The organism is Paenibacillus albiflavus (genome assembly GCF_004344915.1).
GTDB classification, from domain to species: Bacteria; Bacillota; Bacilli; order Paenibacillales; family NBRC-103111; genus Paenibacillus_AM; species Paenibacillus_AM albiflavus.
Window position 1 is genome coordinate 79,099 of sequence record NZ_SKFG01000022.1, and the last position, 20,860, is coordinate 99,958.

The following is a 20,860-nucleotide window of genomic DNA, read 5'->3' on the forward strand; positions in this document are numbered from 1 at the left end:
TCATATGTGATCATAAGCAAATAACCACGGGACCCATTCGTAAATGAATGAATCCCGTGGCAATGTGTCTATATTCAAATATTTGCAAAACAAAACTTGTACTACTTTACAAGCTCAGCTTGTTTCATCGACGGAGTTTCAACTTGTAGCTCTCCCATTCCGCGAACTAGCTTCTTCGCGTGAACAGTTTCCGGTTTTAATACGGATACCATGTGATCAATTGCTAGTTGTGGATCAACAGTCTCCCCACAAGTATAGCAATCCAGCGCTGCAAAACCTCTCTCAGGATACGTATGGATGGAGAGGTGACTCTCAGATAATAGCACCAATACAGTCGCACCTTGTGGCTCAAATTGCTTGGATTGTACAGATAATACCGTTGCTCCGCATACTTCAGCAGCTTCAACCATTTGTGCTTGCAGCCATTCTGCATTATTCAGTAGATTGAAGTCGACACCCCAAGTATCAACAGCAACGTGTCTTCCGAAAGTTGAGTATTCCATCTTTCGGTTCCCCCTTCCTAGGAATAAAATGTTTGAAAAAATTTCATCCGCTAGGACCTACGTCATTCACTTCTCTCGAGGGAAAAATCTCTCGCAACATTCCATGTCCTGAGTGAATCCTGGTTCCTATATATTGTTTTCAACGAAACTAAAAATAACATCAAATCATCAGAATTGCAACACTTTTTTTGGGATGTTTATAACTACCATATGTGACTTATTGCAGCTAGGTGAATAAACGATTCGTATATTTTATTTAGCACATAAAAAAAGCTCCCTTAGGAGCCTTTAAGTACTTGAACTATACTTCTAGAACGAATAGTTGATGGGTCAGCTTACGCAATCTCTCGTCAATTTCGGATAAGATTGCTGTATCCTTCAAATCATTGCGAAGATCTAGCAGATGATTGATTTGTCCACGAATTGTTTTGATTTCTTGTTCTGCCGTTTGGTTGTGGAATAAATTCTCCAATTGCCCCAACGTATTTTTATATTGATAAATTAATTTACGTGATCCATACTTTACTTCTTCAATTTGAGCAACAGCACCCAGATTGTATTGATATACGATTGTGTAGCCTGTATAAATGCGATTTACAGTTGCGCTTCCTTTAAATTCAGCAACAGCCTTGCGCATTAAGCTTACTAAACGCATATCATGCAATCGACAGTTCCCTCTGCAAACATATTTGCCATCCTCTTGCTCAAAAGAAAAGTTAATTTCTTGATCTTTGTCGTCGCGGAATACGACCTCCTGATTTCCAGTATCCAGTACATGGACTTGCAGCTTAACACCACATTCCACAAACTTGTTAATAAATGTTGCTAGTTCGACTTCCGTTAATTGCAGGCAGGTTTTGACATACTCAGTCGCTAACCGTTGTGCCATGGAAAATCCCTCAATTCTTTGTTTTGAAAACAACAACACGAAACTTAACTATAACCTCAAGTTGTATATGTGTTAATAATTATACTACACCCGCTAAGATTATTCCTTCGTAACCAAATCGTAAAATTCGGCGAAATCCGTAAAAATCAGCCTTAAGACGGAATTGTCAGCAAGTTTTTCATAGATATCTCATTTTCCTCTTATACATTCTTCTATTCCCGAAGGGATGTAATACTAATAAAGAAAGCGACCACATCAAGCTTTTGCTTGTCTGTCGTCGCTCTATATACATACCTATGATGGACTAACCTCGCTTTGATATCCTATCTTTTGCTCGATATAGCTCCATAATTCATCTTTTCCCAGGCCTAATTCAGATGAGAAAAGGATCAATGTCTCCCCTTTATCCATCCCAAGCGTCTCACGCACGATTTTGGCATGCTTTTGCCATTTGCCCTTAGGAATTTTATCCGCTTTAGTAGCAATTACAATGCGTGGTATATCGTTCGCACAGAGCCATTCATACATCGCTTGATCATCCTTGGAAGGAGGATGACGCAAATCTACAAGCTGCATCACAAGTTTCAATTCTTCCCGTTCTCTCAGGTAACGATCAATAAATACGCCCCAGCGAGCCCGCTCCGTCTTGGACACTTTAGCATAACCATAACCAGGCAAGTCTACGAAGTAGAGATCCTGATTGATTCGGTAATAATTCAATGTCTGTGTCTTTCCTGGCTGGGAGCTTGTACGAGCCAAATTTTTACGATTGATCATCTTGTTGATAAGCGATGATTTGCCGACATTGGAACGCCCTGCCAGAGCAACCTCTGGCAAGGCGTCAATCGGATATTGACTAGGCTGTACAGCCGATATAACAAATTCGGATTGATTAACTTTCAATTGTATTGCCTCCTGTTGTAACAAGCGCATGCGCCAACACTTCATCCATATGACTAACAGGGATTATCGTTAAATCTGCGCGTACGCTCTCTGGAATATCTTCAATATCCTTCTCGTTATCTTTTGGCACAAGAATGGTACGAATACCAGCACGATGCGCAGCAAGTGACTTCTCCTTTAGTCCGCCAATTGGCAGCACACGACCGCGAAGTGTAATTTCACCAGTCATGGCAACTTTACGCGAAACAGGGATATTACTTAAGGCAGAAATTAACGCTGTACACATCGTAATACCCGCAGATGGGCCATCCTTTGGAATTGCGCCTTCTGGAATATGAATATGAATATCGTTCTTTTCGTGAAAATCAGGTGCAATCCCAAATTTATCAGCACGTAATCTCGCAAATGAGAACGCCGCTTGTGCGGATTCCTTCATGACATCGCCAAGCTTACCTGTAAGCGTCAATTTACCACTGCCTGGCAGCACAGTGACTTCTATAGTCAATGTAACTCCGCCTACTTCAGTCCATGCCAATCCTGTTACCGTCCCAATCTGGTCGCTTTCTTCCACAGTCTGATAATGGTACTTCGCAGGTCCAAGCATATCCTTCAAGCTCTCCAGATCTACATGAACGATTGTACTCGGATCAAGTACGATGCGCTTAGCAGCCTTGCGGCATAGGGCAGCTAGCAGTTGCTCAAGCCCACGCACTCCTGCTTCACGTGTATAGTCACGAATGATGTGCATGATCATCTCATCATCGACGATTAATTGTTCTTCCTTTACGCCATGATCCCGTAGCTGCTTAGGCAGCAAATATTTGCGCGCAATTTGCTGCTTCTCCATTTCGGTATAACCCGCAATCGAGATCATTTCCATCCGATCCAATAGGGGGCGCGGAATATTGTGCACGGTATTCGCCGTCGTAATGAACATAACGTTCGATAAATCAAACGGTACCTCAATATAGTGGTCACTGAACGTATTGTTCTGTTCAGGATCAAGCACCTCAAGCAATGCAGCGCCTGGATCTCCGCGGAAATCCATTGCCATTTTATCTACTTCATCTAACAAAAAGACAGGATTCTGTACACCTGCATTCTTCATACCTTGAATAATTCGGCCTGGCATTGCGCCAACATAGGTTCTACGATGACCGCGAATTTCCGCTTCATCCCGAACACCGCCAAGCGAAATACGCACGAATTCACGTCCCATCGACCTTGCAATGGAACGAGCAATCGAGGTTTTACCTACCCCTGGAGGGCCAACCAGACAGAGGATCGGTCCTTTGAGCTTCTCAGCTAGCTTCTGCACGGCTAAATACTCAATAACCCGCTCCTTCGGCTTTTCAAGTCCATAGTGATCTGCGTTCAGAACTTCTTCCGCTTTTAGCAAATCTATATCGTCTTCCGTTTTCTTCGACCAAGGCAAAGTAAGTAACCAATCAATATAATTGCGGATAACACTGCCTTCGGCTGAAGTAGCTGGCATCTTCTCAAGACGATCAATTTCTTTTTCAACCTTCTCCTGAACTTTATCAGGCAGCTCAGCTTCTGCTAGCTGGGAGCGCAGCTCCTCAACTTCACCAGCACGCCCTTCCTTATCGCCTAGCTCTTTCTGAATCGCCTTCATTTGTTCACGAAGATAATATTCCTTCTGTGTCTTCTCCATCTGCTTCTTGACACGTTGATTAATTTTGCGCTCAAGCTCAAGAACTTCACGCTCATTGTTCAATATCTCCAGCAGCTTCTCAAGACGCGGCCTTACATCGATAGTCTCCAGAATCTCTTGCTTATCTTTGATTTTGAGTGACAAGTGTGAAGTAATAACATCCGCTAATCGACCAGGTTCATCTATATCGCTAACTGCAGCAAGCGTCTCAGGCGTTACTTTCTTGGAAAGATTAATGTAATGCTCAAATTGACCTAGAATCGTACGCATAAGCGCGTCTAATTCTGGGTCGGAGCCTTCCTCTTCAACAAGCTCTTTAACTGAGACTTCGTAATATTCATCATTCACGAGGTATTCCATAATTTCGGCGCGCATCACACCTTCAACAAGAACACGTATCGTTCCGTTAGGCAATTTCAGCATTTGTCTGACCTTTGAAATTGTACCTATGCGATAAATATCCTCTTGCTTCGGTTCTTCAATATTCACTTCCGATTGCGAGCAAAGCAATATTAAGCTTTCATCGATCATCGCTTGCTCAAGCGCACGAATTGATTTCTCACGTCCCACATCCAAATGAAGGACCATGCTGGGATATACAAGTAATCCACGAAGTGGTAATAAAGGTAAACGACGCGTTTGATTTTTATTCGATCCCATTTAACAGCACCTCCACTGATTTAGCCGCCTACTGTAGCTGTTGTTGTAGCTAACATTGTATCAAAACTACTAACAAAACTCCAATTTGCAGAAAAAGAGGAACTGTGCTGCCGTCCTTCGAAGGGCAGCAGCATACTTTTGTGTATTATAGAATTTATAACTTTCGTGTCATAAATTCTAAGTAATACCTTAAGAAACACACCCGCCTTTAAGGACGGTGAAACCGTTTCTTCTTGAAAATGCTAAGTGTCAAGAGTACTGGGCTTCTCAGCATGCAGGATCGCCCCAGAAGTGACCTGCTTACCAATACCAGGCATGACAATTACATTCGATTCCGATAATGTTTCAATCCCAAGCACCTTTTCGAGCAATTGATCGATCGAATCAACCGGAATCACCTCGACCTCAGGCAAGTTCGCAAACAGCTCCTGCCAATTCTCCCGAGGAATATAGACTTTGGTAGCTCCTGCCTGGAACGCGGCTTCTACCTTGGAGACAACCCCTCCGACTGGCTTTACTTTACCATGAATACTGATCTCACCTGTCATGGCAATTTGATTGCTTACTGGAATTCCACTAATAGCAGATGCAATTGCGACAGCCATTGCTACGCCTGCTGAAGGACCATCGATTGGCACACCACCAGGAAAATTGACATGCAGATCATATTGATCGGTTGCAAAAGCCAATCTCTTCAGAACGGTCAGCACATTCTCAACCGAACCGCGCGCCATACTTTTACGTCTTAAGGTACGAGAGCCGCCTCCCATCTCTTCCTCATCTACAACGCCTGTTATCGTAATTTTGGCTTCTCCTTTTGAAACAGGGATCGCACTTACTTCTATTTCGAGCAGAGTACCTAGATTGGGGCCATACACTGCCAGACCATTTACAAATCCAACCTGTGGCTCCGTTGGAACCTTCTTCTCAGGTCTTGGCGGAATTTGCGATGAATTCACGACCCATTCAATATCAGCGGGACTTATTTCTGCTCTTCCTTCTGTCAGAGCAACACCAGCGGCAAGTTGAATAATGTTCACTGCCTCGCGGCCATTCGTTGCGTACTTCTTTATAGTCTCTATAGCGGCATCATTATTCGGAAGTCCGATTTTGCTAAGTGCATTAGTTGCAATCGATCCAATTTCATCTGGAAGCAGTGGACGGAAGAAAATTTCCATACAACGCGAACGAATGGCCGGCGGAATCTCATGCGGCATACGGGTTGTAGCACCAACCATCCGAAAATCGGCGGGCATCCCATTTTGAAAAATATCATGAATATAGGATGGGATATTCGGATCCTCAGAATTGTAATAAGCACTCTCCATAAACACTTTACGATCTTCGAGTACTTTTAATAACTTATTCATCTGCACAGGATGCAGTTCACCAATCTCATCTATGAACAGAATGCCGCCATGCGCTTTAGAGACAGCACCAGGCTTAGGCTGAGGGATCCCTGCCGCTCCCATTGCTCCTGCGCCCTGATAAATTGGATCATGAACAGAGCCAATCAGCGGGTCGGCGATCCCGCGTTCATCAAACCTAGCTGTTGTAGCGTCAATCTCTGTAAACTTGGCTTCAGCGCGAAATGGCGATTGAATATTCTTCTTCGCCTCTTCCAGAATTACACGAGCTGCCGCGGTCTTACCTACGCCAGGAGGACCGTACACAAGCACATGCTGCGGATTGGCACCACACAGAGCGGCCTTAAGAGCACGCAAACCTTCCTTCTGACCGACAATATCCGCTAATGTCTGCGGTCTTGTTTTCTCCGCAAGCGGCTTCGATAGTGAGATAGAACGCATTTTGCGCAGCTTATCCATTTCTTTCTTCGATTCCTTATCGACGGCAGACCGATTCGTCTGCTGATTACGCAGTAGATTCAAGAAGTATAGCCCAATAATAATCGCAAAAAAGAACTGCACGACCATCACGATAATACTTAGATTCATGTCTTTCCCTCCTACATAGATCCCGCCAGCTTCTCTTTAAGAGTCACTCTTGGACACTTGCCCAGCATATTTTTTCTTGTTTACTATTATTGCCCTCTGATGCAATACATAATCACAAGAATAACCATGAATGAGGATAACCAAATCGAGTTACCATAAGATAAGTTTGCGGGAAAGGATGCTGCCCACTTGAAAAAAATCAAACTATTTATCTGTAGTGTTCTAATGGTGATTTCGGTCTTTCTTCCTGTAAGTGGATTACAAGCAGCTGACCCTGTTGCCCCTGATGCCGACATCATCATTGATGCGGGACACGGTGGAATAGATGGAGGAACATCTTACGGAAACATTCTAGAGAAAGACATCAACCTTGCGATTGCCAAAAAAACATTCGAAGCCCTTTCGAATAAAGGCTACGATGTCATCCTGAATCGAACGGGCGATTATGCGCTTAGCGACCATAATTCCTGGCTGAAGAGCAAATCTCGCCATCGCAAGGATTTAGCACAGCGCAAACAACTGGCTGTTGACATGAAGCCACAGGCAATGATTTCATTACATGTGAATTGGTCGAAGAATAAGAATAGGCATGGTGCTATCGTACTTCATCAAGCAGATGAACGAAGTATTGAACTGGCCAATAAAGTACAAGCAAGATTAAATTTGCTATATCGAGACAATGAGAAGCCATTCCTCGGCAAAACGTATTATTTGCTCAATCGCTCCAAATGTCCAACTGTAATTATCGAGATGGGTTTTATCACTAGTGCTGAAGATCGAGCAAGATTAACGAGCAACCAAGGTCAAAACGAAATTGCCAAAGAAATCGCGGCAGGCGTTCTGGAATATCTCGACAGTACCACGAAAGACAAAAGTGATTCAACAAACTAAGCAAGTGGTAAGAAGAATTTAATAGCTCTATACAAACAAAAGGCTCTCCTTATAAGTAGAAATCTACTTAGGGAGAGCCTTTTGCTTATGATTATTTTATATTAGACTGCAGTAGTCTCTTGTACTGTGCTGCCAGAGCGATAGTTGCGTTTGAAGCTTAATTGAAGCACTGCCCATGTTAAGCCGCCCATCACAACGATAATTCCTGCAAGTACAGCAACATTCTGCCACATTACATCAAATTGACCACTTGAAACAACGGCTTTGTATCCACTAACGGAATAAGTCATTGGTACCCATTTATTAAATACTTGTAATGAATCTGGAATTAGTTCTAACGGGAATGTTCCTGCTGATGTTGTAAGCTGAATAATCAAGAGTACAATCGCAATGAATCGTCCTGCATCTGCAAAAGCAGTAACCAGGAATTGAAGAATTGCCATGAAGCACCAGCTTGTCACAAGTCCCATTACAATAAATTTCCAAACACTTTGAACTTCTAAACCAAGACCGACTAACATGATGAAAGAAGCAAGTAAGGCTTGGATAGCACCGATCGTAAGAATCGTTCCAAATTTCGAGATAAACCAATGGAAAGAAGATCTTGGTGGCTCGATTGCTGGTTTCTTAAGCGGGAATACAATGGTTAGTGTAAGAGCACCTACGAATAATCCTAATGACAAGAAGTATGGAGAGAATCCTGTACCATAGTTTGGTACGACACCTTCTCCTTCTGTTACTAACTCAACAGGGTTAGATATCATTTCTTTATTTGCTTCTGTAGCTTTGGACTCACCTGTACGATCGGCTGCTTCTTTTAGTTTCGAAGAAAGCTCATTCGTGCCGTCGACTACTGTGCCCATTCCTTCAGATAATTTCAATGTACCTTCCTTCAATTGAGCAGAACCACTGCTAAGTTGATCTACACCACCAGACAATTGAGCTAATCCTGCATTCAATTGACCAAGTCCTGTTGATACAGATGAAGCACCTGCGTCTACTACCTTCATTCCTTGTGCTGCTTCACCTAATTTAGAACTGAATCCACTAAGTCCTGCAACAAATTGTCCCTGAGAATCGCTCAATTTCTGCATACCAGCAGAAAGCTGCTTTTGACCTTCTAAAGACGCTGTTGCACCACCGCTTAATTGTTTAGCTGCTTCAAGCAATTGCTTGAATTCGGCCGTTTGTGCAAGCTCTGGCTGTGCTTGTGCAAAACCCTGCAATGCAGCGCTGATACCCTGTGCCCCTGCTTGCAGCTTTTCTGAGCCTTCAACCGAGCTCTTCATTCCTTCGTTCAGCGTACCAGCAGCAGTTTGCAGCTGCTTAGCGCTCGAAGTAAGCTGTGAGCTTCCTGCATTTAGCTGATCAAGACCACCAGCAAGTTGACTCGTACCTTTGTGTAGATCGCCTGAGCCAACCACAAGTTTGGATGCACCATCAACCAAACCTTTAACACCTTCTTGAAGCGGCTTCGTTCCTTCAGTCAATTTGCCTAAATTAAAATCAATTTCGTTAATTCCATCTTTGGCTTTCTTGGTTCCATCTGCTAATTCCTTCGCACCATCGGAAGCCTTTTGCATGCCATCTGATAATTCATCTAAATTATCAAAGATTGTATCTGTATAAGCTTTAACTAGATTAGCTTGTAATTCCGATTTCATTTTCTCAATCGCGCTTTTACCAATTTGAGATGAAAGGAAGTTCAAGCTTTCATTCGCCACGTACTTCAATTCAGGCTGAACAGGCTGTTTATCCATCGCCTTTGTCGCATTCACTGAGAAATTCTCTGGAATTTCGATCGCCATATAATATTTATGATCATTTAAGCCATCATTCGCTTCATTCACTGATACGAATTCATATTTAAAATCATTCGTTTCCTTCAGTTTATCAATGAATTCATTCCCGACAGCTAATTCCTTATCATTATATACTACGCCTTTATCGTTATTAACGACTGCAACTGGGAGCTCACTTAGCTTCGCATAAGGATCCCAGAACGCCCATAGAAACATGAAGCTATATAATAGTGGAATTAATGCTACCGCAATGACCGGAATTAACACTTTTTTGTTCTTGATAATCGAAGACCATTCTCCTGATCCATTCGATTTAATACGCTGTTTCATTATGGTTTCCTCCTAAATAAATACCGACTGACCATTTTAATCAACTAGTCATTTCTCTGTGTAAAAAAAGGATGGCTTATGATTCAACAGCCAATCCGTTGACAAAATACTGACGGAATAACTCTAGTATTTCTTGCTTGCTTAAAGGCTCATGAGTTAATTCCCAATCAAACACAAATGCAATATACATCTTAAACATAGCGAATGCCGTACGTTCTGGATTACATGGCTTAATATCCTCGCGATCAATCGCATCCTGAATTTTTACCGCCATAAAATTTAGTATGGCATTCTCGATTTTAAGCATTCCTTCTTTGGCAGCTGCAGTACCCATTTCCTTAACCTCATGCGTAAGTCGTATAACAAACTCATGTTCACGACGAAACTCTAATGCACTAAACAAAAATCGATGTAAATTATTCATAAATGATTGATCCGGATCAATCGATGTCTTAGCTAAGTCACGAAGTTGATAAATCACATCATCTACAATTACATCAAACAGTTCCTCTTTATTCGTGAAAAAGGTGTAAATGGTCCCTTTCCCTACATTCGCCAGCTTCGCAACCTGCTCCATCGTCGTGGCTTTATAGCCGAACAAGGCAAATGACTTACCTGCTGCTTCTACAATCTGCTTCCGACGATCTACTGCCATTACCATCCCCCCTTACGTCTGATCGAGTGATATTTTCAAAAATTGACTAACTGACCAACCGACCAAATGACCAGAATGTTATTTCGGTCAACTTCTGAGTTAAATATATCACACCTGAAAGTAAAAAAGCAACCACAATTTTACTGGTTGCTTTATCAATAATCATAAATTAGTGCCGACGTCCTGGTACTACACCTGTTTCTTCATACTCACGTACAAGTTTGTCTATCTCTTCTTTAAGCGCTCCAACGAGCTGTTCCTGTGGCACTTTACGGACTACTTCTCCGTGACGGAATAATAGACCTTCTCCGCGTCCGCCCGCGATTCCGATATCCGATTCACGAGCTTCGCCTGGTCCGTTTACAGCACAGCCAAGCACAGAAACTCTAATCGGCGCCTTAATCTTAGCCAAGTATTCTTCAATCTCATTGGCTACAGGAAATAGATCAAAATCCAATCTGCCGCATGTCGGGCAAGAAACCAAAGTAGCTGCATTCGTAATCAAGCCAAAAGATTTAAGCAGTTCACGCGCAACCTTGATCTCTTCAACTGGATCTGCACTAAGCGATATTCGCATTGTGGAGCCAATTCCCATATTAAGCAGAACGCCTAAGCCTGCTGCGCTTTTGACAGCTCCCGAGAACAAAGTTCCTGCTTCCGTAATTCCAAGATGAAGCGGATAATTGAAGGCTTCGGCAGCTTGTGAGTAGGCGGCAATCGCCATTGGAACATCAGATGCCTTAAGTGACACGATGATATCATGGAAATCCAGTTCTTCAAGAATCCCAATATGATACAAGGCACTTTCCACCATAGCTTCTGGTGTTGGATAGCCGTATTTATCGATTAGGTGCTTCTCAAGCGATCCCACATTCACACCGATCCGAATCGGTACTCCGCGTTCCTTACATGCGCGAACCACCTCTTCCACGCGCTCGCGCTTCCCAATATTGCCTGGATTAATCCGTACCTTATCAATCCCGTTCTTGATCGCAGCAAGCGCCAGACGGTGATCAAAATGAATATCCGAAACAAGCGGAATATGAATCTGCTTCTTAATTTCCTTAATCGCCTCGGCAGCTTCAGCATTGTTCACTGTAACTCGTACAATTTGACAACCTGCTTCCTCAAGACGAAGAATCTCAGCCACCGTTGCTTTTACATCTGCTGTCTTGGTTGTACACATGCTTTGCATGATGACCTCATTGCTTCCGCCAATCGTGATATCACCGACCCGTACAGGTCTAGTATCCTTGCGATGAAACATCCTATTCCCCCCTTTAAATTCTATATCACTCATAAAACATCCTCCACTCCGAAGTCCATCCTAGAATGGTGTTCAGAGTGGAGGATGTAGGTTCAAACATCTATGCACTTTCTTCCTTCTTCTTGGAAGGTTTATCTTCTTTACCCTTTAGAACCGGAGCAATTTTATTTTGAATAACATCCTCCGTAATTGTACACGAGGATACATCTGTACGAGATGGAATGTCATACATAACATCCAGCATGACGCTCTCAATGATTGCGCGGAGTCCACGAGCACCTGTATTGCGCTTGATCGCTTCCTTCGCGATGGCAATTAGTGCCTCTTGATTGAATTCCAATGTCACATTATCCATCTCAAGCAGTTTCTGATACTGTTTTACCAGAGCATTCTTAGGCTCGGACAGGATGCGCACAAGTGCGTTCTCATCAAGTGGCTCAAGTGTCGAAATGACTGGCAGACGACCAACAAATTCAGGGATTAAGCCGAATTTTAGCAGGTCTTCAGGCAATACCATGGATAAATATTCGCCTGGTTTCAAATCAGCTTTTGTGCCGTCCGTTGAGAAACCGATCACTTTCTTACCGATTCTGCGTTTGATGATGCTTTCAAGACCATCAAATGCACCACCGCATATAAATAAAATGTTCGTTGTGTCGATTTGGATGAATTCTTGATGCGGATGCTTACGACCGCCTTGCGGAGGTACAGATGCAACCGTGCCCTCTAGAATTTTAAGCAAAGCTTGCTGAACACCTTCACCCGAAACATCGCGTGTAATGGAAGGATTCTCGGATTTACGAGCTACTTTATCAATCTCATCGATATAAATAATCCCGCGCTCTGCCTTCTCAACATCATAATCTGCAGCTTGAATCAGCTTAAGGAGAATGTTCTCAACGTCTTCACCGACATAGCCGGCTTCAGTCAGAGAAGTTGCATCTGCAATCGCAAACGGAACATTGATGATTTTGGCTAAAGTTTGAGCAAGAAGCGTCTTACCGCTACCTGTAGGACCTACAAGCAAGATATTACTCTTCTGTAACTCAACATCCTCAAGCTTGCTATGTGTATTCACACGCTTGTAATGATTGTATACAGCAACTGCTAAGGATTTCTTAGCCTGCTCTTGACCAATTACATACTGATCAAGAATCGAGCAAATCTCTTTTGGCTTCGGAATATCTTTCATATCCAGCTCTTCGTCATGCCCTAGCTCTTCCTCAACAATCTCAGTACATAGCTCAATACACTCGTCGCAAATATATACACCTGGACCAGCTACGAGCTTACGTACCTGCTCTTGTGATTTACCGCAAAAAGAACACTTCAATTGGCCCTTTTCATCATTAAATTTGAACATCATATCACTCCTTTTTATTTCAGGTCTTGTCGAGTGATAACTTCATCGATCAAACCATAGGCTTTAGCTTCTTCCGCTGATAGAAAATTGTCGCGATCTATGTCCTTTTCAATTTTCTCATAAGATTGACCCGTATGTGTGATATACGTATCGATTATTTTATCCTTCGTTTTCAAAATCCACTCTGCGTGAATTTTAATATCTGTCGCTTGACCTCTCACTCCGCCAAGAGGCTGATGAATCATTACCTCGCTATTCGGCAAGCAGAAGCGTTTGCCCTTAGCACCAGCTGTAAGTAAGATCGAAGCCATGCTTGCAGCCATCCCTACACAAATCGTAGAAACATCCGGCTTAATAAATTGCATTGTATCGTAAATTGCATATCCCGCTGTAACTGAGCCACCTGGAGAGTTAATATATAGCGATATATCCTTCTCGGAATCCTGTGCCTGTAGAAATAGCAGCTGTGCAATTACTAGGTTTGCCACATCATCATCAATCGGGCTCCCGATGAAAATAATGCGATCCTTGAGTAAGCGCGAATAAATATCATATGATCTTTCTCCGCGACTTTCCTGCTCGACAACCATTGGAATAAGATTCACTTCAGACCAACTCCTTTAGCGGCAAATACAAGTAAATACAGATTAATTGTAACATGTTTTCGATACGAAGTCATATTCTGGTACTTGTACATTTCCACCGATTTTTGGGTAAAACAAAGGCACGCTAGTAAATCTTACGTGCCTTGTATGCTTATTTATGCATTCTTCATGTTGTTTACTAGGAAATCAACAGTAGCTTTTAATTTCAAATCTTCCTTCATACCAGCAAGTGTACCGTTAGCTTCGAAGATTGTGCGAATCTCTTCAGCGGAACGCTTGAATTGCTCAGCCATGCGGTTGATTTCTGCATCTACATCAGCTTCAGTAGCTTCGATGTTTTCTGCAATTGAAATCGCCTCAAGCACTAAGTTGTTGCGTACACGTTTTTCAGCATCTTCTTTCATTTGTGCTTTAAGTGTAGCTTCTGTTTGGCCTGTGAATTGGTAGTACAATTCAAGGTTCAAGCCTTGTGCGCTGATGCGTCTTTCAAAATCTTTAACCATTACGTTAAGCTCAGTTTCGATCATAGCTGCTGGAACTTCAATTTCAGCATTAGCTGCTGCTTTAGCAACAACGTCAACTTCTTTTTTCACTTCAGCATCTTTAACCTTTGTTTCATGTAGGCGTTTCTCGATATCTGCTTTGTACTCATCAAGAGTATCGAACTCACTTACATCTTTCGCGAACTCATCATCAAGAGCTGGGAAGTTCTTACGCTTAATATCGTGAAGCTTCACTTTGAATAGTGCAGAAGCACCTTTCAAGTTATCAGCTTGGTAGTCCTCAGGGAAAGTTACGTTAACGTCTCTTTCTTCACCTTTAACCATGCCTACGACTTGATCTTCAAATCCAGGAATGAAGGAGTTTGAACCAAGTTCAAGAGAATACTTCTCTGCTTTACCGCCTTCGAAAGCTTTATCATTTACGAAGCCTTCAAAGTCAATTACTGCAACGTCGCCGTTTTGTGCAGCGCCTTCTTCTAGTACTACAAGCTCAGCGTGACGCTCTTGCAATCTTGCAAGCTCTGCATCGATTTCTTCAGCTGTTACCGCTGTGTCAGCTAGCTCAACTTCAAGACCTTTGTATTCGCCAAGCTTTACTTCAGGCTTAACTGTTACAGTAGCTTTGAATTTAAGTGTTTGACCTTGGCCGAATTGCTCAACGTCAACATCTGGACGATCAACAGGTGTAATTTGTACTTCTTCAACAGCTTGTACATAAGCATCAGGAAGAATAATATCAAGCGCATCCTGGTATAAGGATTCGATACCGAATTTCTTTTCGAAAAGTGCACGAGGCACCTTACCTTTACGGAAACCAGGAACGTTAACTTTTGCTACAACCTTCTTAAATGCCTTGTCTAGTGCAGATGCTACTTGATCTGCGTCAACTTCTACTTGAAGAACGCCGACGTTCTTCTCTATTTTTTCCCAACTTGCTTTCATTTTATGCTTTCCCCTCCAAAAATGTCCATTACTTTGATCACGTGTTGGCATGCGAGTATCTCAAAAAATCAAAATTACTCAGACATCCGCCATTATAACCACTATATTATAACATATAACCTCTGCATTACAAGGAGAGGTTCACAAACGGCAAATTTTATATAATTGGTGAAATCTCGTACCTTCTTTAATAGTAATTCATAGAAAAACACGACATTTTTGATAAACATCCATCCATTCTTCGATCGGATAGCTGACAATCTCATACAATTCGCGAATTTGTTCAACCTGTGTTCCGCCATATATATGGCTTGCTAGTAGAGCATGCAGCGCACTTGCCCAAACAGCAGCCTCTTGTTCGTTAAGAACATTGGACATCGCCTTATAGAGTGACGTTCCATAGCTTGTCGCAATCACATCCCATTGCATTTGACTGGCAAATTCACCAATCATTGGCTCTGCTACTTCACAGACATGATCTATCGTTTGAAAAATATGTTCGATTCCAGCCGGAATTTCGCTTGAATCTAATGGACAATCGCTTGGATTCACAAGGATTTCGCTCCCAGATCTTATAATCGAGATGTATTCAAAATCACCTGCTAGCTTCAAGGCTTGCAGCGCTTTGAATTGTAATAAAGGATGCATCTCACGTGAAACCAGCCATTTGCGTATGCCATGAATAACCTGATTCCCGCCAACGTGCGCAAGTTTGTCTAACGTAATCAGCTGCTTATCTACTGAAGAAGGATGCTCCATGGTATGAAGCAATTCCAACACAGAAGCTGATTCTGCACTCCATTTATCGCCAAGCAGCTGCTTGCGCAGCTCAGCTTCAGCCCTTGCATCATCTTCTATCCCGAGCTGACTCGTCTGTTGTAGCTCAGGGTACATCATATACAACCAGGCTAATAGCTGCTCCCATTCCATACGTCGTTCCGAGTCCACATCCGAGAAGCCCATGAGATATCGCAGAATATCTACCGCCTCATCATAACGCTCATTGCTAAGCAACGAAGTTAACTCGGACTCATAATGCTCTATCGTCTGTGGCATAAGTACAACATTGCCATGCTTTGGATTCTTTATGATAATCACCTCACGCTTCGAGCACTGGTTGCCCAGTTGAATCGTTCATTGGAGATTAGTTTAACGAACTTTAGCTCGAATAGCAAAAGTTCAGCTTGCAACTTTCATTAATTTCCAGAAATTTAAGTGTTGACTTAATTAAATTTTATGTGCTATTATAACTCTTGTTCTCACGAGAACGGATCAACAAAGCTAAGCTGCAAGCTTAAAGTATATGTCCCAGTAGCTCAGTTGGATAGAGCATACGCCTTCTAAGCGTACGGTCGGGAGTTCGAATCTCTCCTGGGACGTAATTTACACCACAAATAAACGCTGGAATCCTTATTTATTTAAGGGTTCCGGCGTTTTTTATTTTTGTGCAAATCGATCCATTCCAGTCATGCGAATTTCAGGAATACTCCTCCTGTTTTGGGACAATCTACAACTAGTCATTCTATCATGCGAGGAGACAGATTTATGAGCTTTTTCAGATCATTACTGATCAACAATAAAAGGAAGAGCAAACCGATGTTAAAAAAGTCTTCCATAACGCTTCAACCCGTATTTCCGACAGTGGAAGAAAATATACAGTACATGAAAAACGCGACATTTCATACGGATGATTTGGTGCGCCAAACCGTATCGTTCTTGGGGAATACAGGCGAGTTTCTCTTTATGTACACGATGTGCGACCAGAGAAAAATTCGCAAGGAAATATTAGATCCTATTTCAAATAATAAGAACGAAAGTTTACAGGATATTCTGATCTTGATGCGGGCAAACAAACATGATGATCTTGAGAAAGTGATTGATCTGTTAGTCAAAGGCAATGCCGTGCTGTTTATCGAAGGTCAGGAAGAATGCTTTGTTATTGAGGTCAAATCGGAGCATGTAAGAAGTATTACCGAACCGAGCAATGAGAAAGTCGTTGAAGGTTCTCACGAAGGCTTTGTGGAGAGCGTTAGCATAAATTTACAGCTCATTCGCAAGCATATCGAGAATCGAAATTTGGTCGTAAAACGATATAAGCTAGGAAATGAGACGAAAATCGAGACGACAATCGTCTATTTGCAAAATTTGGCCAATCCCAAACTTATCGAAGAAATTGATCGAAGAATTCTAGGTATTCATGCGGACAATATCACATCTTCCGAATTTATCGAGGAATATATTGAAGATAAGTCCTTCTCCCCTTTTCCACAGCTTCTGCATACCGAAAGGCCCGATCGGGTCATCGGAAATTTACTTGAAGGCCGTGTCGCTCTGCTGGCCGAAGGTAGTCCGACTGCCCTGATTATGCCTGCTACGTTCTTTGCCTTCTATCAATCGCCGGATGATTATAGTTTCCGTTCTGTGCAAGGATCATTTATCCGACTCATTCGCGTATTGAGCTTTGTCATCGCCATCGGTCTGCCCGCTTATTATATCGCGGTAGTTTCTTTCCATTTTGAAGTCATCCCTCAGGATTTGCTCCTGCCGATCAAGGGTAGCATTGAGCATATCCCGTTCCTGCCGATCTTTGAGGCGCTGTTTATGGAACTGACGATCGAGTTGCTGCGTGAAGCTGGGATTCGTCTGCCTGGACCGGTTGGACAAACAATCGGGATCGTAGGCGGTCTGGTTATTGGAGATTCGGTTGTCAAAATTGGACTTGTATCGAACGCCATGGTTATCGTGGTTGCCCTAACTGCGATTGCTTCTTTCGTTGTACCTTCCCACGAAATGAGCGCTTCGGTTCGGATACTGCGCTTCCCTTTTATGATTGCCGCAGCGCTATTCGGATTCATTGGGATCGTCTTCGTTTCGATGGTTATCCTCATCCATTTATGTAAATTAGAATCATTTGGATCGCCCTATTTTGCGCCTGCCGCACCGCTTCGATGGAAGGATTTTAAAGATACTTTCATTCGGCTCCCGCAATGGAAATTGACACCGAGGTCCGATCAAACGGCTCCACAAAAGGCCATGGATCAGCCTTCAGGAAAGGAACAACAGAAAGATGACGAATAACAAGGATCAAGTCACAACCGGACAGCTTGCATCTTTGATTACACAAACACAAATCGGTGTTGGCCTGTTAGGGCTTACATACCAAATTCATAGCACGTCCAAAAGCGACTCCTGGATATCCGTACTTATTGCCGGTATCCTGACTCAATTTTTCATTTTTATTATGTGGAGTTTGAGCAAAAGATTTCCATCTCTTACACTGTTCGATTATTTGCCTTCCCTATTCGGAAAATATATTGGAAAGCTCCTGCATTTCGTATATTGCGTATATTTTATTTTGGTACCCTGCTTTATCATTGTTCAGTTGGGCAAGACGGTACACGACTGGGTATTATTCGATACGCCAAGATGGATCATCATGGGCATCGCGTTGGCAATAAGTCTCTATCTGGTTCGTGAAAATTTACAAACGATTGCCCGCTTTTTCGTTCTGATATTCTTCTGCAACATCGCTGTAATTGTTATTGCGGCAAGCGCATTCCCCAACGTTAATTTGCTGTACCTCATGCCAGTTGGACAAGCTGGGATAGCAAATATACTGGCGGGAGCCCACAAAGCCATGAACGCCTTCTCGGGGTATGAGCTCCTGCTTATTTGCTATCCATTCGTCGGAGGAAGCAGCATAACAAAATTCAAAGCGGCAACATATGCAAATTCTTTCACAACTTTGCTATACACCTTTACCGTCTTTACCAGTTTGATCGTATTCAGTCCAGCCGAACTTAAACTCGTTCCGCAGCCGTTGCTCTACATGGTTAAAGCACTTTCCTTCAGTATATTCGAGCGAGCAGACCTCTATTTTATATCTCTTTGGACAGTCGCGGTAACTACTTCATTAACGGGGTATTTGTATATGGCATCCAAAAGCATTGCTACTCTCTTCCATTCACAAAGCAATCATCGCAGTGCAGCCCCTTTCGTCGCATTATTGATTTTGGGTATAGTCCTGATCTTTAGGGATCAATTTTTAATCGAACAACTTAGAAAAATATTGTGGGTTACAAATTACATGACTGTATTCGGCATTCCGCTCATTCTACTCATGATTTCCATTCTGTTCAATATTAAGGAAACCAGGGGGATAACAAGATGAGAACAAAGCTAATATCTATCACAGTCAGCCTCTTGGCAGCCATGCTTTTATCAGGGTGCTGGGATCAGCAAATGCTTAAGGACACCAGAATTGTAGATATCGCTGGTTTTGATCTAAATCCACAGGGGAAGCTGCAAATCACCTCCTCCATACTTGATATTGGCGGTACACAGTCAGGCAAAAAAGATCTGGACGAAATACACTCTGCAACCGGAAATACAACCAAACATACACAAGATATCCTTGACCGCAAAGTATCCGGCATATATTCGGCTTCCAAGCTCCAAGTTGTTCTATTCGGAGAAGCTTTGGCGAAGCAAGGCATTTATTCTTATCTCGATGTATACTACCGTGATCCAAGAAGTGCTTTGAATGCAATGTTCGCTGTCACTGAAGGTACAACCCATGACATCATCCTATCGAAAAAGAAAGGCAATAAACTCATCGGCGAACATTTTAACAAACTGATCCATAGTGCGGAGCGTAGAACAATTGTTCCAAAAGTTAGCCTTCAGCTTATCTGTCCGCATATGCTCGATCAAGGCAATGATTTTGCAGCCCCTTATTTTTCGAAATACGATTCGAATCCATCCATTTATGGGATAGCCTTATTCAGCGGGGATCGCATGACAGGTAAATTAAAGTCGGAAGAATCCATGCTATATCTGCTGATGGCCGATAAATTATCCAAGACTGCAAGTTTAACTCTTAAAATAAATAAAGAAGAAAAACAAGATCCGGAAAATTACATTGCAATCGATGTTCAAAATGTAAAAAGAAATTTAAAAGTAACCGTTAAGGACAACAATAACATCAGGGTAGACCTCGATTTGAAAATAAAAGCGACCGTCAATGAATACGCGGAAGATCATGTTGATGATAAACATACCCTGAATCAACTGGATAGAAAGCTATCGGAAGAATTCACAACAAGGGCAAAGACGATTGCACAGTACATGCTCCAAATCAATCATGATGGGTTTGGGATTGGCCGAAGAGTAATGGCTTACTATCCAGCCACATGGAAAAAACTAAATTGGGCAGAGGATTACCGGAAGGTAGAGTTTGATCCCAAAGTAAGCGTAGAAATTGTCAGCCATGGCATAATGAACTGACATTAACATAAATATCCCGTTAAGCGCATATGTTCCATACAATGAAGAAAAGAGATGTTTCATTAGCAGACAGGACTGCTGAAAACAACTCTTTTCTTTATTTCACAACTCCGTTAACATCTCATGCTTGCGATAAAGTTAAAATCTGCTCCAAATTCTCTTTCACTTTCTTCATACTCTTGTAATCAATCTTCTCATGATATGCCTGAGAGGCATGCAGCTGTTCATCTAATGACTTCGATTCGAATTGCTCGACCCCGCCTCCAGTTGCTTGTTGATAAGAAGTCCCCGTTTCATCTTCCAACTGATTGACCAATTGTAGAATTTGATCGATCGAGCTTGTCCCTTGTGATGATGAACTGCTAGACATCTGGTCAGCCTGCTGCTGCAAGGCTTGTTTAATCTGCTGTACTTTGGAAGCAGCAGCTCCGTTCTCTTCCATATGATCAATAATTTGAATAGAGGCGTCTAGTAATTCACGAACACGCTCTGCGCTTTGTCCCATATTAAACACACCTTTCCTCATTTATCCTTCACTTACATTAGCTTCTATTATGAGCATTGTGGAAATGAAATATGTGCAGCACCTGGTTTCTACATGAATAAAAAAAGGATATGAAGGGGAAATATA

Annotated in this window: 17 protein-coding genes and 1 tRNA gene; 5 read left to right on the forward strand and 13 right to left on the reverse strand. The window is 42.4% G+C overall.

All coding sequences use genetic code 11. The features are described from left to right. Positions 1–101: 101 nt before the first annotated feature. The 5 genes from speD to lonB form a co-directional block, all read right to left on the reverse strand. On the reverse strand, positions 102–503 hold the full coding sequence (gene speD, locus E0485_RS18665; RefSeq protein ID WP_132419588.1) for an adenosylmethionine decarboxylase: 402 nt from the start codon (positions 501–503) through the stop codon (positions 102–104). Between the two features lie 301 nt (positions 504–804). After that, complete coding sequence (locus E0485_RS18670) at positions 805–1,392, reverse strand: non-ribosomal peptide synthetase module (protein WP_132419589.1); 588 nt, start codon at positions 1,390–1,392, stop codon at positions 805–807. Between the two features lie 294 nt (positions 1,393–1,686). Beyond that, on the reverse strand, positions 1,687–2,295 hold the full coding sequence (gene yihA, locus E0485_RS18675) for a ribosome biogenesis GTP-binding protein YihA/YsxC (RefSeq protein WP_132419590.1): 609 nt from the start codon (positions 2,293–2,295) through the stop codon (positions 1,687–1,689). Further along, on the reverse strand, positions 2,285–4,630 hold the full coding sequence (gene lon, locus E0485_RS18680) for an endopeptidase La (protein ID WP_132419591.1): 2,346 nt from the start codon (positions 4,628–4,630) through the stop codon (positions 2,285–2,287). The genes yihA and lon overlap by 11 nt, the downstream gene beginning before the upstream one ends. Positions 4,631–4,872: 242 nt before the next feature. After that, the gene (lonB, locus tag E0485_RS18685) at positions 4,873–6,585 is read right to left on the reverse strand and encodes an ATP-dependent protease LonB (RefSeq protein WP_132419592.1); all 1,713 of its coding nucleotides are present in this window, start codon (positions 6,583–6,585) and stop codon (positions 4,873–4,875) included. Positions 6,586–6,774: 189 nt separating this feature from the next. Between lonB and E0485_RS18690 the strand changes: the two genes are divergently transcribed. Beyond that, positions 6,775–7,476 carry an N-acetylmuramoyl-L-alanine amidase family protein gene (locus tag E0485_RS18690; RefSeq protein WP_132419593.1) on the forward strand — a complete coding sequence of 234 codons (702 nt, stop codon included), beginning with the start codon at positions 6,775–6,777 and terminating at the stop codon, positions 7,474–7,476. Between the two features lie 101 nt (positions 7,477–7,577). On the opposite strand, the gene E0485_RS18695 is transcribed toward E0485_RS18690, so the two are convergent. The 7 genes from E0485_RS18695 to E0485_RS18725 all read right to left on the reverse strand — a co-directional run bounded on the left by E0485_RS18695 (position 7,578) and on the right by E0485_RS18725 (position 16,041). After that, positions 7,578–9,608 (reverse strand): YhgE/Pip domain-containing protein, encoded by a 2,031-nt coding sequence (locus E0485_RS18695; RefSeq protein ID WP_132419594.1) that lies wholly within the window; start codon positions 9,606–9,608, stop codon positions 7,578–7,580. Between the two features lie 76 nt (positions 9,609–9,684). After that, a complete protein-coding gene (locus E0485_RS18700; RefSeq protein ID WP_132419595.1) occupies positions 9,685–10,263 on the reverse strand; it encodes a TetR/AcrR family transcriptional regulator in 579 nt (192 codons plus the stop codon). 169 nt (positions 10,264–10,432) lie between these two features. Then, positions 10,433–11,530 (reverse strand): flavodoxin-dependent (E)-4-hydroxy-3-methylbut-2-enyl-diphosphate synthase, encoded by a 1,098-nt coding sequence (ispG, locus tag E0485_RS18705; RefSeq protein WP_132419596.1) that lies wholly within the window; start codon positions 11,528–11,530, stop codon positions 10,433–10,435. Between the two features lie 100 nt (positions 11,531–11,630). Further along, positions 11,631–12,893 (reverse strand): ATP-dependent protease ATP-binding subunit ClpX, encoded by a 1,263-nt coding sequence (gene clpX / locus E0485_RS18710; protein ID WP_132419626.1) that lies wholly within the window; start codon positions 12,891–12,893, stop codon positions 11,631–11,633. 14 nt (positions 12,894–12,907) lie between these two features. Then, entirely contained in the window at positions 12,908–13,498 is a 591-nt protein-coding gene (gene clpP, locus E0485_RS18715; protein WP_132419597.1) for an ATP-dependent Clp endopeptidase proteolytic subunit ClpP, read from the reverse strand. A 155-nt stretch (positions 13,499–13,653) separates the two neighbouring features. Next, positions 13,654–14,943, reverse strand: a complete 1,290-nt coding sequence (tig, locus tag E0485_RS18720; protein ID WP_132419598.1) for a trigger factor — start codon at positions 14,941–14,943, stop codon at positions 13,654–13,656. 198 nt (positions 14,944–15,141) lie between these two features. Continuing rightward, positions 15,142–16,041: a hypothetical protein gene (locus E0485_RS18725; RefSeq protein ID WP_132419599.1), complete on the reverse strand. Its 900-nt coding sequence runs from the start codon at positions 16,039–16,041 to the stop codon at positions 15,142–15,144. Positions 16,042–16,248: 207 nt separating this feature from the next. On the opposite strand from E0485_RS18725, the gene E0485_RS18730 reads away from it, so the two are divergent. From E0485_RS18730 to E0485_RS18745, 4 genes are all read left to right on the forward strand, one after another. After that, positions 16,249–16,322: transfer RNA gene (locus tag E0485_RS18730), tRNA-Arg, on the forward strand. Between the two features lie 166 nt (positions 16,323–16,488). Then, positions 16,489–18,021 carry a spore germination protein gene (locus tag E0485_RS18735; RefSeq protein WP_235857629.1) on the forward strand — a complete coding sequence of 511 codons (1,533 nt, stop codon included), beginning with the start codon at positions 16,489–16,491 and terminating at the stop codon, positions 18,019–18,021. Continuing rightward, positions 18,011–19,114: a GerAB/ArcD/ProY family transporter gene (locus E0485_RS18740; RefSeq protein ID WP_132419600.1), complete on the forward strand. Its 1,104-nt coding sequence runs from the start codon at positions 18,011–18,013 to the stop codon at positions 19,112–19,114. The genes E0485_RS18735 and E0485_RS18740 overlap by 11 nt, the downstream gene beginning before the upstream one ends. Next, entirely contained in the window at positions 19,111–20,229 is a 1,119-nt protein-coding gene (locus tag E0485_RS18745) for a Ger(x)C family spore germination protein (RefSeq protein ID WP_132419601.1), read from the forward strand. Before E0485_RS18740 ends, E0485_RS18745 begins: the two co-directional genes overlap by 4 nt. A gap of 121 nt (positions 20,230–20,350) precedes the next feature. Here the strand turns inward: E0485_RS18745 and E0485_RS18750 are convergent, their stop codons facing one another. After that, positions 20,351–20,734: a hypothetical protein gene (locus E0485_RS18750; protein WP_132419602.1), complete on the reverse strand. Its 384-nt coding sequence runs from the start codon at positions 20,732–20,734 to the stop codon at positions 20,351–20,353. Between the last annotated feature and the right edge of the window lie 126 nt (positions 20,735–20,860).

Bases quoted from the DNA above. Each gene is read 5' to 3' on its own strand.
- E0485_RS18735 (WP_235857629.1), top strand. From the start codon at position 16,489: ATGAGCTTTTTCAGATCATTACTGATCAACAATAAAAGGAAGAGCAAA.
- E0485_RS18670 (WP_132419589.1), bottom strand. From the start codon at position 1,392: ATGGCACAACGGTTAGCGACTGAGTATGTCAAAACCTGCCTGCAATTA.
- E0485_RS18745 (WP_132419601.1), top strand. From the start codon at position 19,111: ATGAGAACAAAGCTAATATCTATCACAGTCAGCCTCTTGGCAGCCATG.
- E0485_RS18695 (WP_132419594.1), bottom strand. From the start codon at position 9,608: ATGAAACAGCGTATTAAATCGAATGGATCAGGAGAATGGTCTTCGATT.
- ispG (WP_132419596.1), bottom strand. From the start codon at position 11,530: ATGTTTCATCGCAAGGATACTAGACCTGTACGGGTCGGTGATATCACG.
- lon (WP_132419591.1), bottom strand. From the start codon at position 4,630: ATGGGATCGAATAAAAATCAAACGCGTCGTTTACCTTTATTACCACTT.
- speD (WP_132419588.1), bottom strand. From the start codon at position 503: ATGGAATACTCAACTTTCGGAAGACACGTTGCTGTTGATACTTGGGGT.
- lonB (WP_132419592.1), bottom strand. From the start codon at position 6,585: ATGAATCTAAGTATTATCGTGATGGTCGTGCAGTTCTTTTTTGCGATT.
- E0485_RS18700 (WP_132419595.1), bottom strand. From the start codon at position 10,263: ATGGCAGTAGATCGTCGGAAGCAGATTGTAGAAGCAGCAGGTAAGTCA.
- E0485_RS18750 (WP_132419602.1), bottom strand. From the start codon at position 20,734: ATGGGACAAAGCGCAGAGCGTGTTCGTGAATTACTAGACGCCTCTATT.
- E0485_RS18740 (WP_132419600.1), top strand. From the start codon at position 18,011: ATGACGAATAACAAGGATCAAGTCACAACCGGACAGCTTGCATCTTTG.
- tig (WP_132419598.1), bottom strand. From the start codon at position 14,943: ATGAAAGCAAGTTGGGAAAAAATAGAGAAGAACGTCGGCGTTCTTCAA.
- clpX (WP_132419626.1), bottom strand. From the start codon at position 12,893: ATGTTCAAATTTAATGATGAAAAGGGCCAATTGAAGTGTTCTTTTTGC.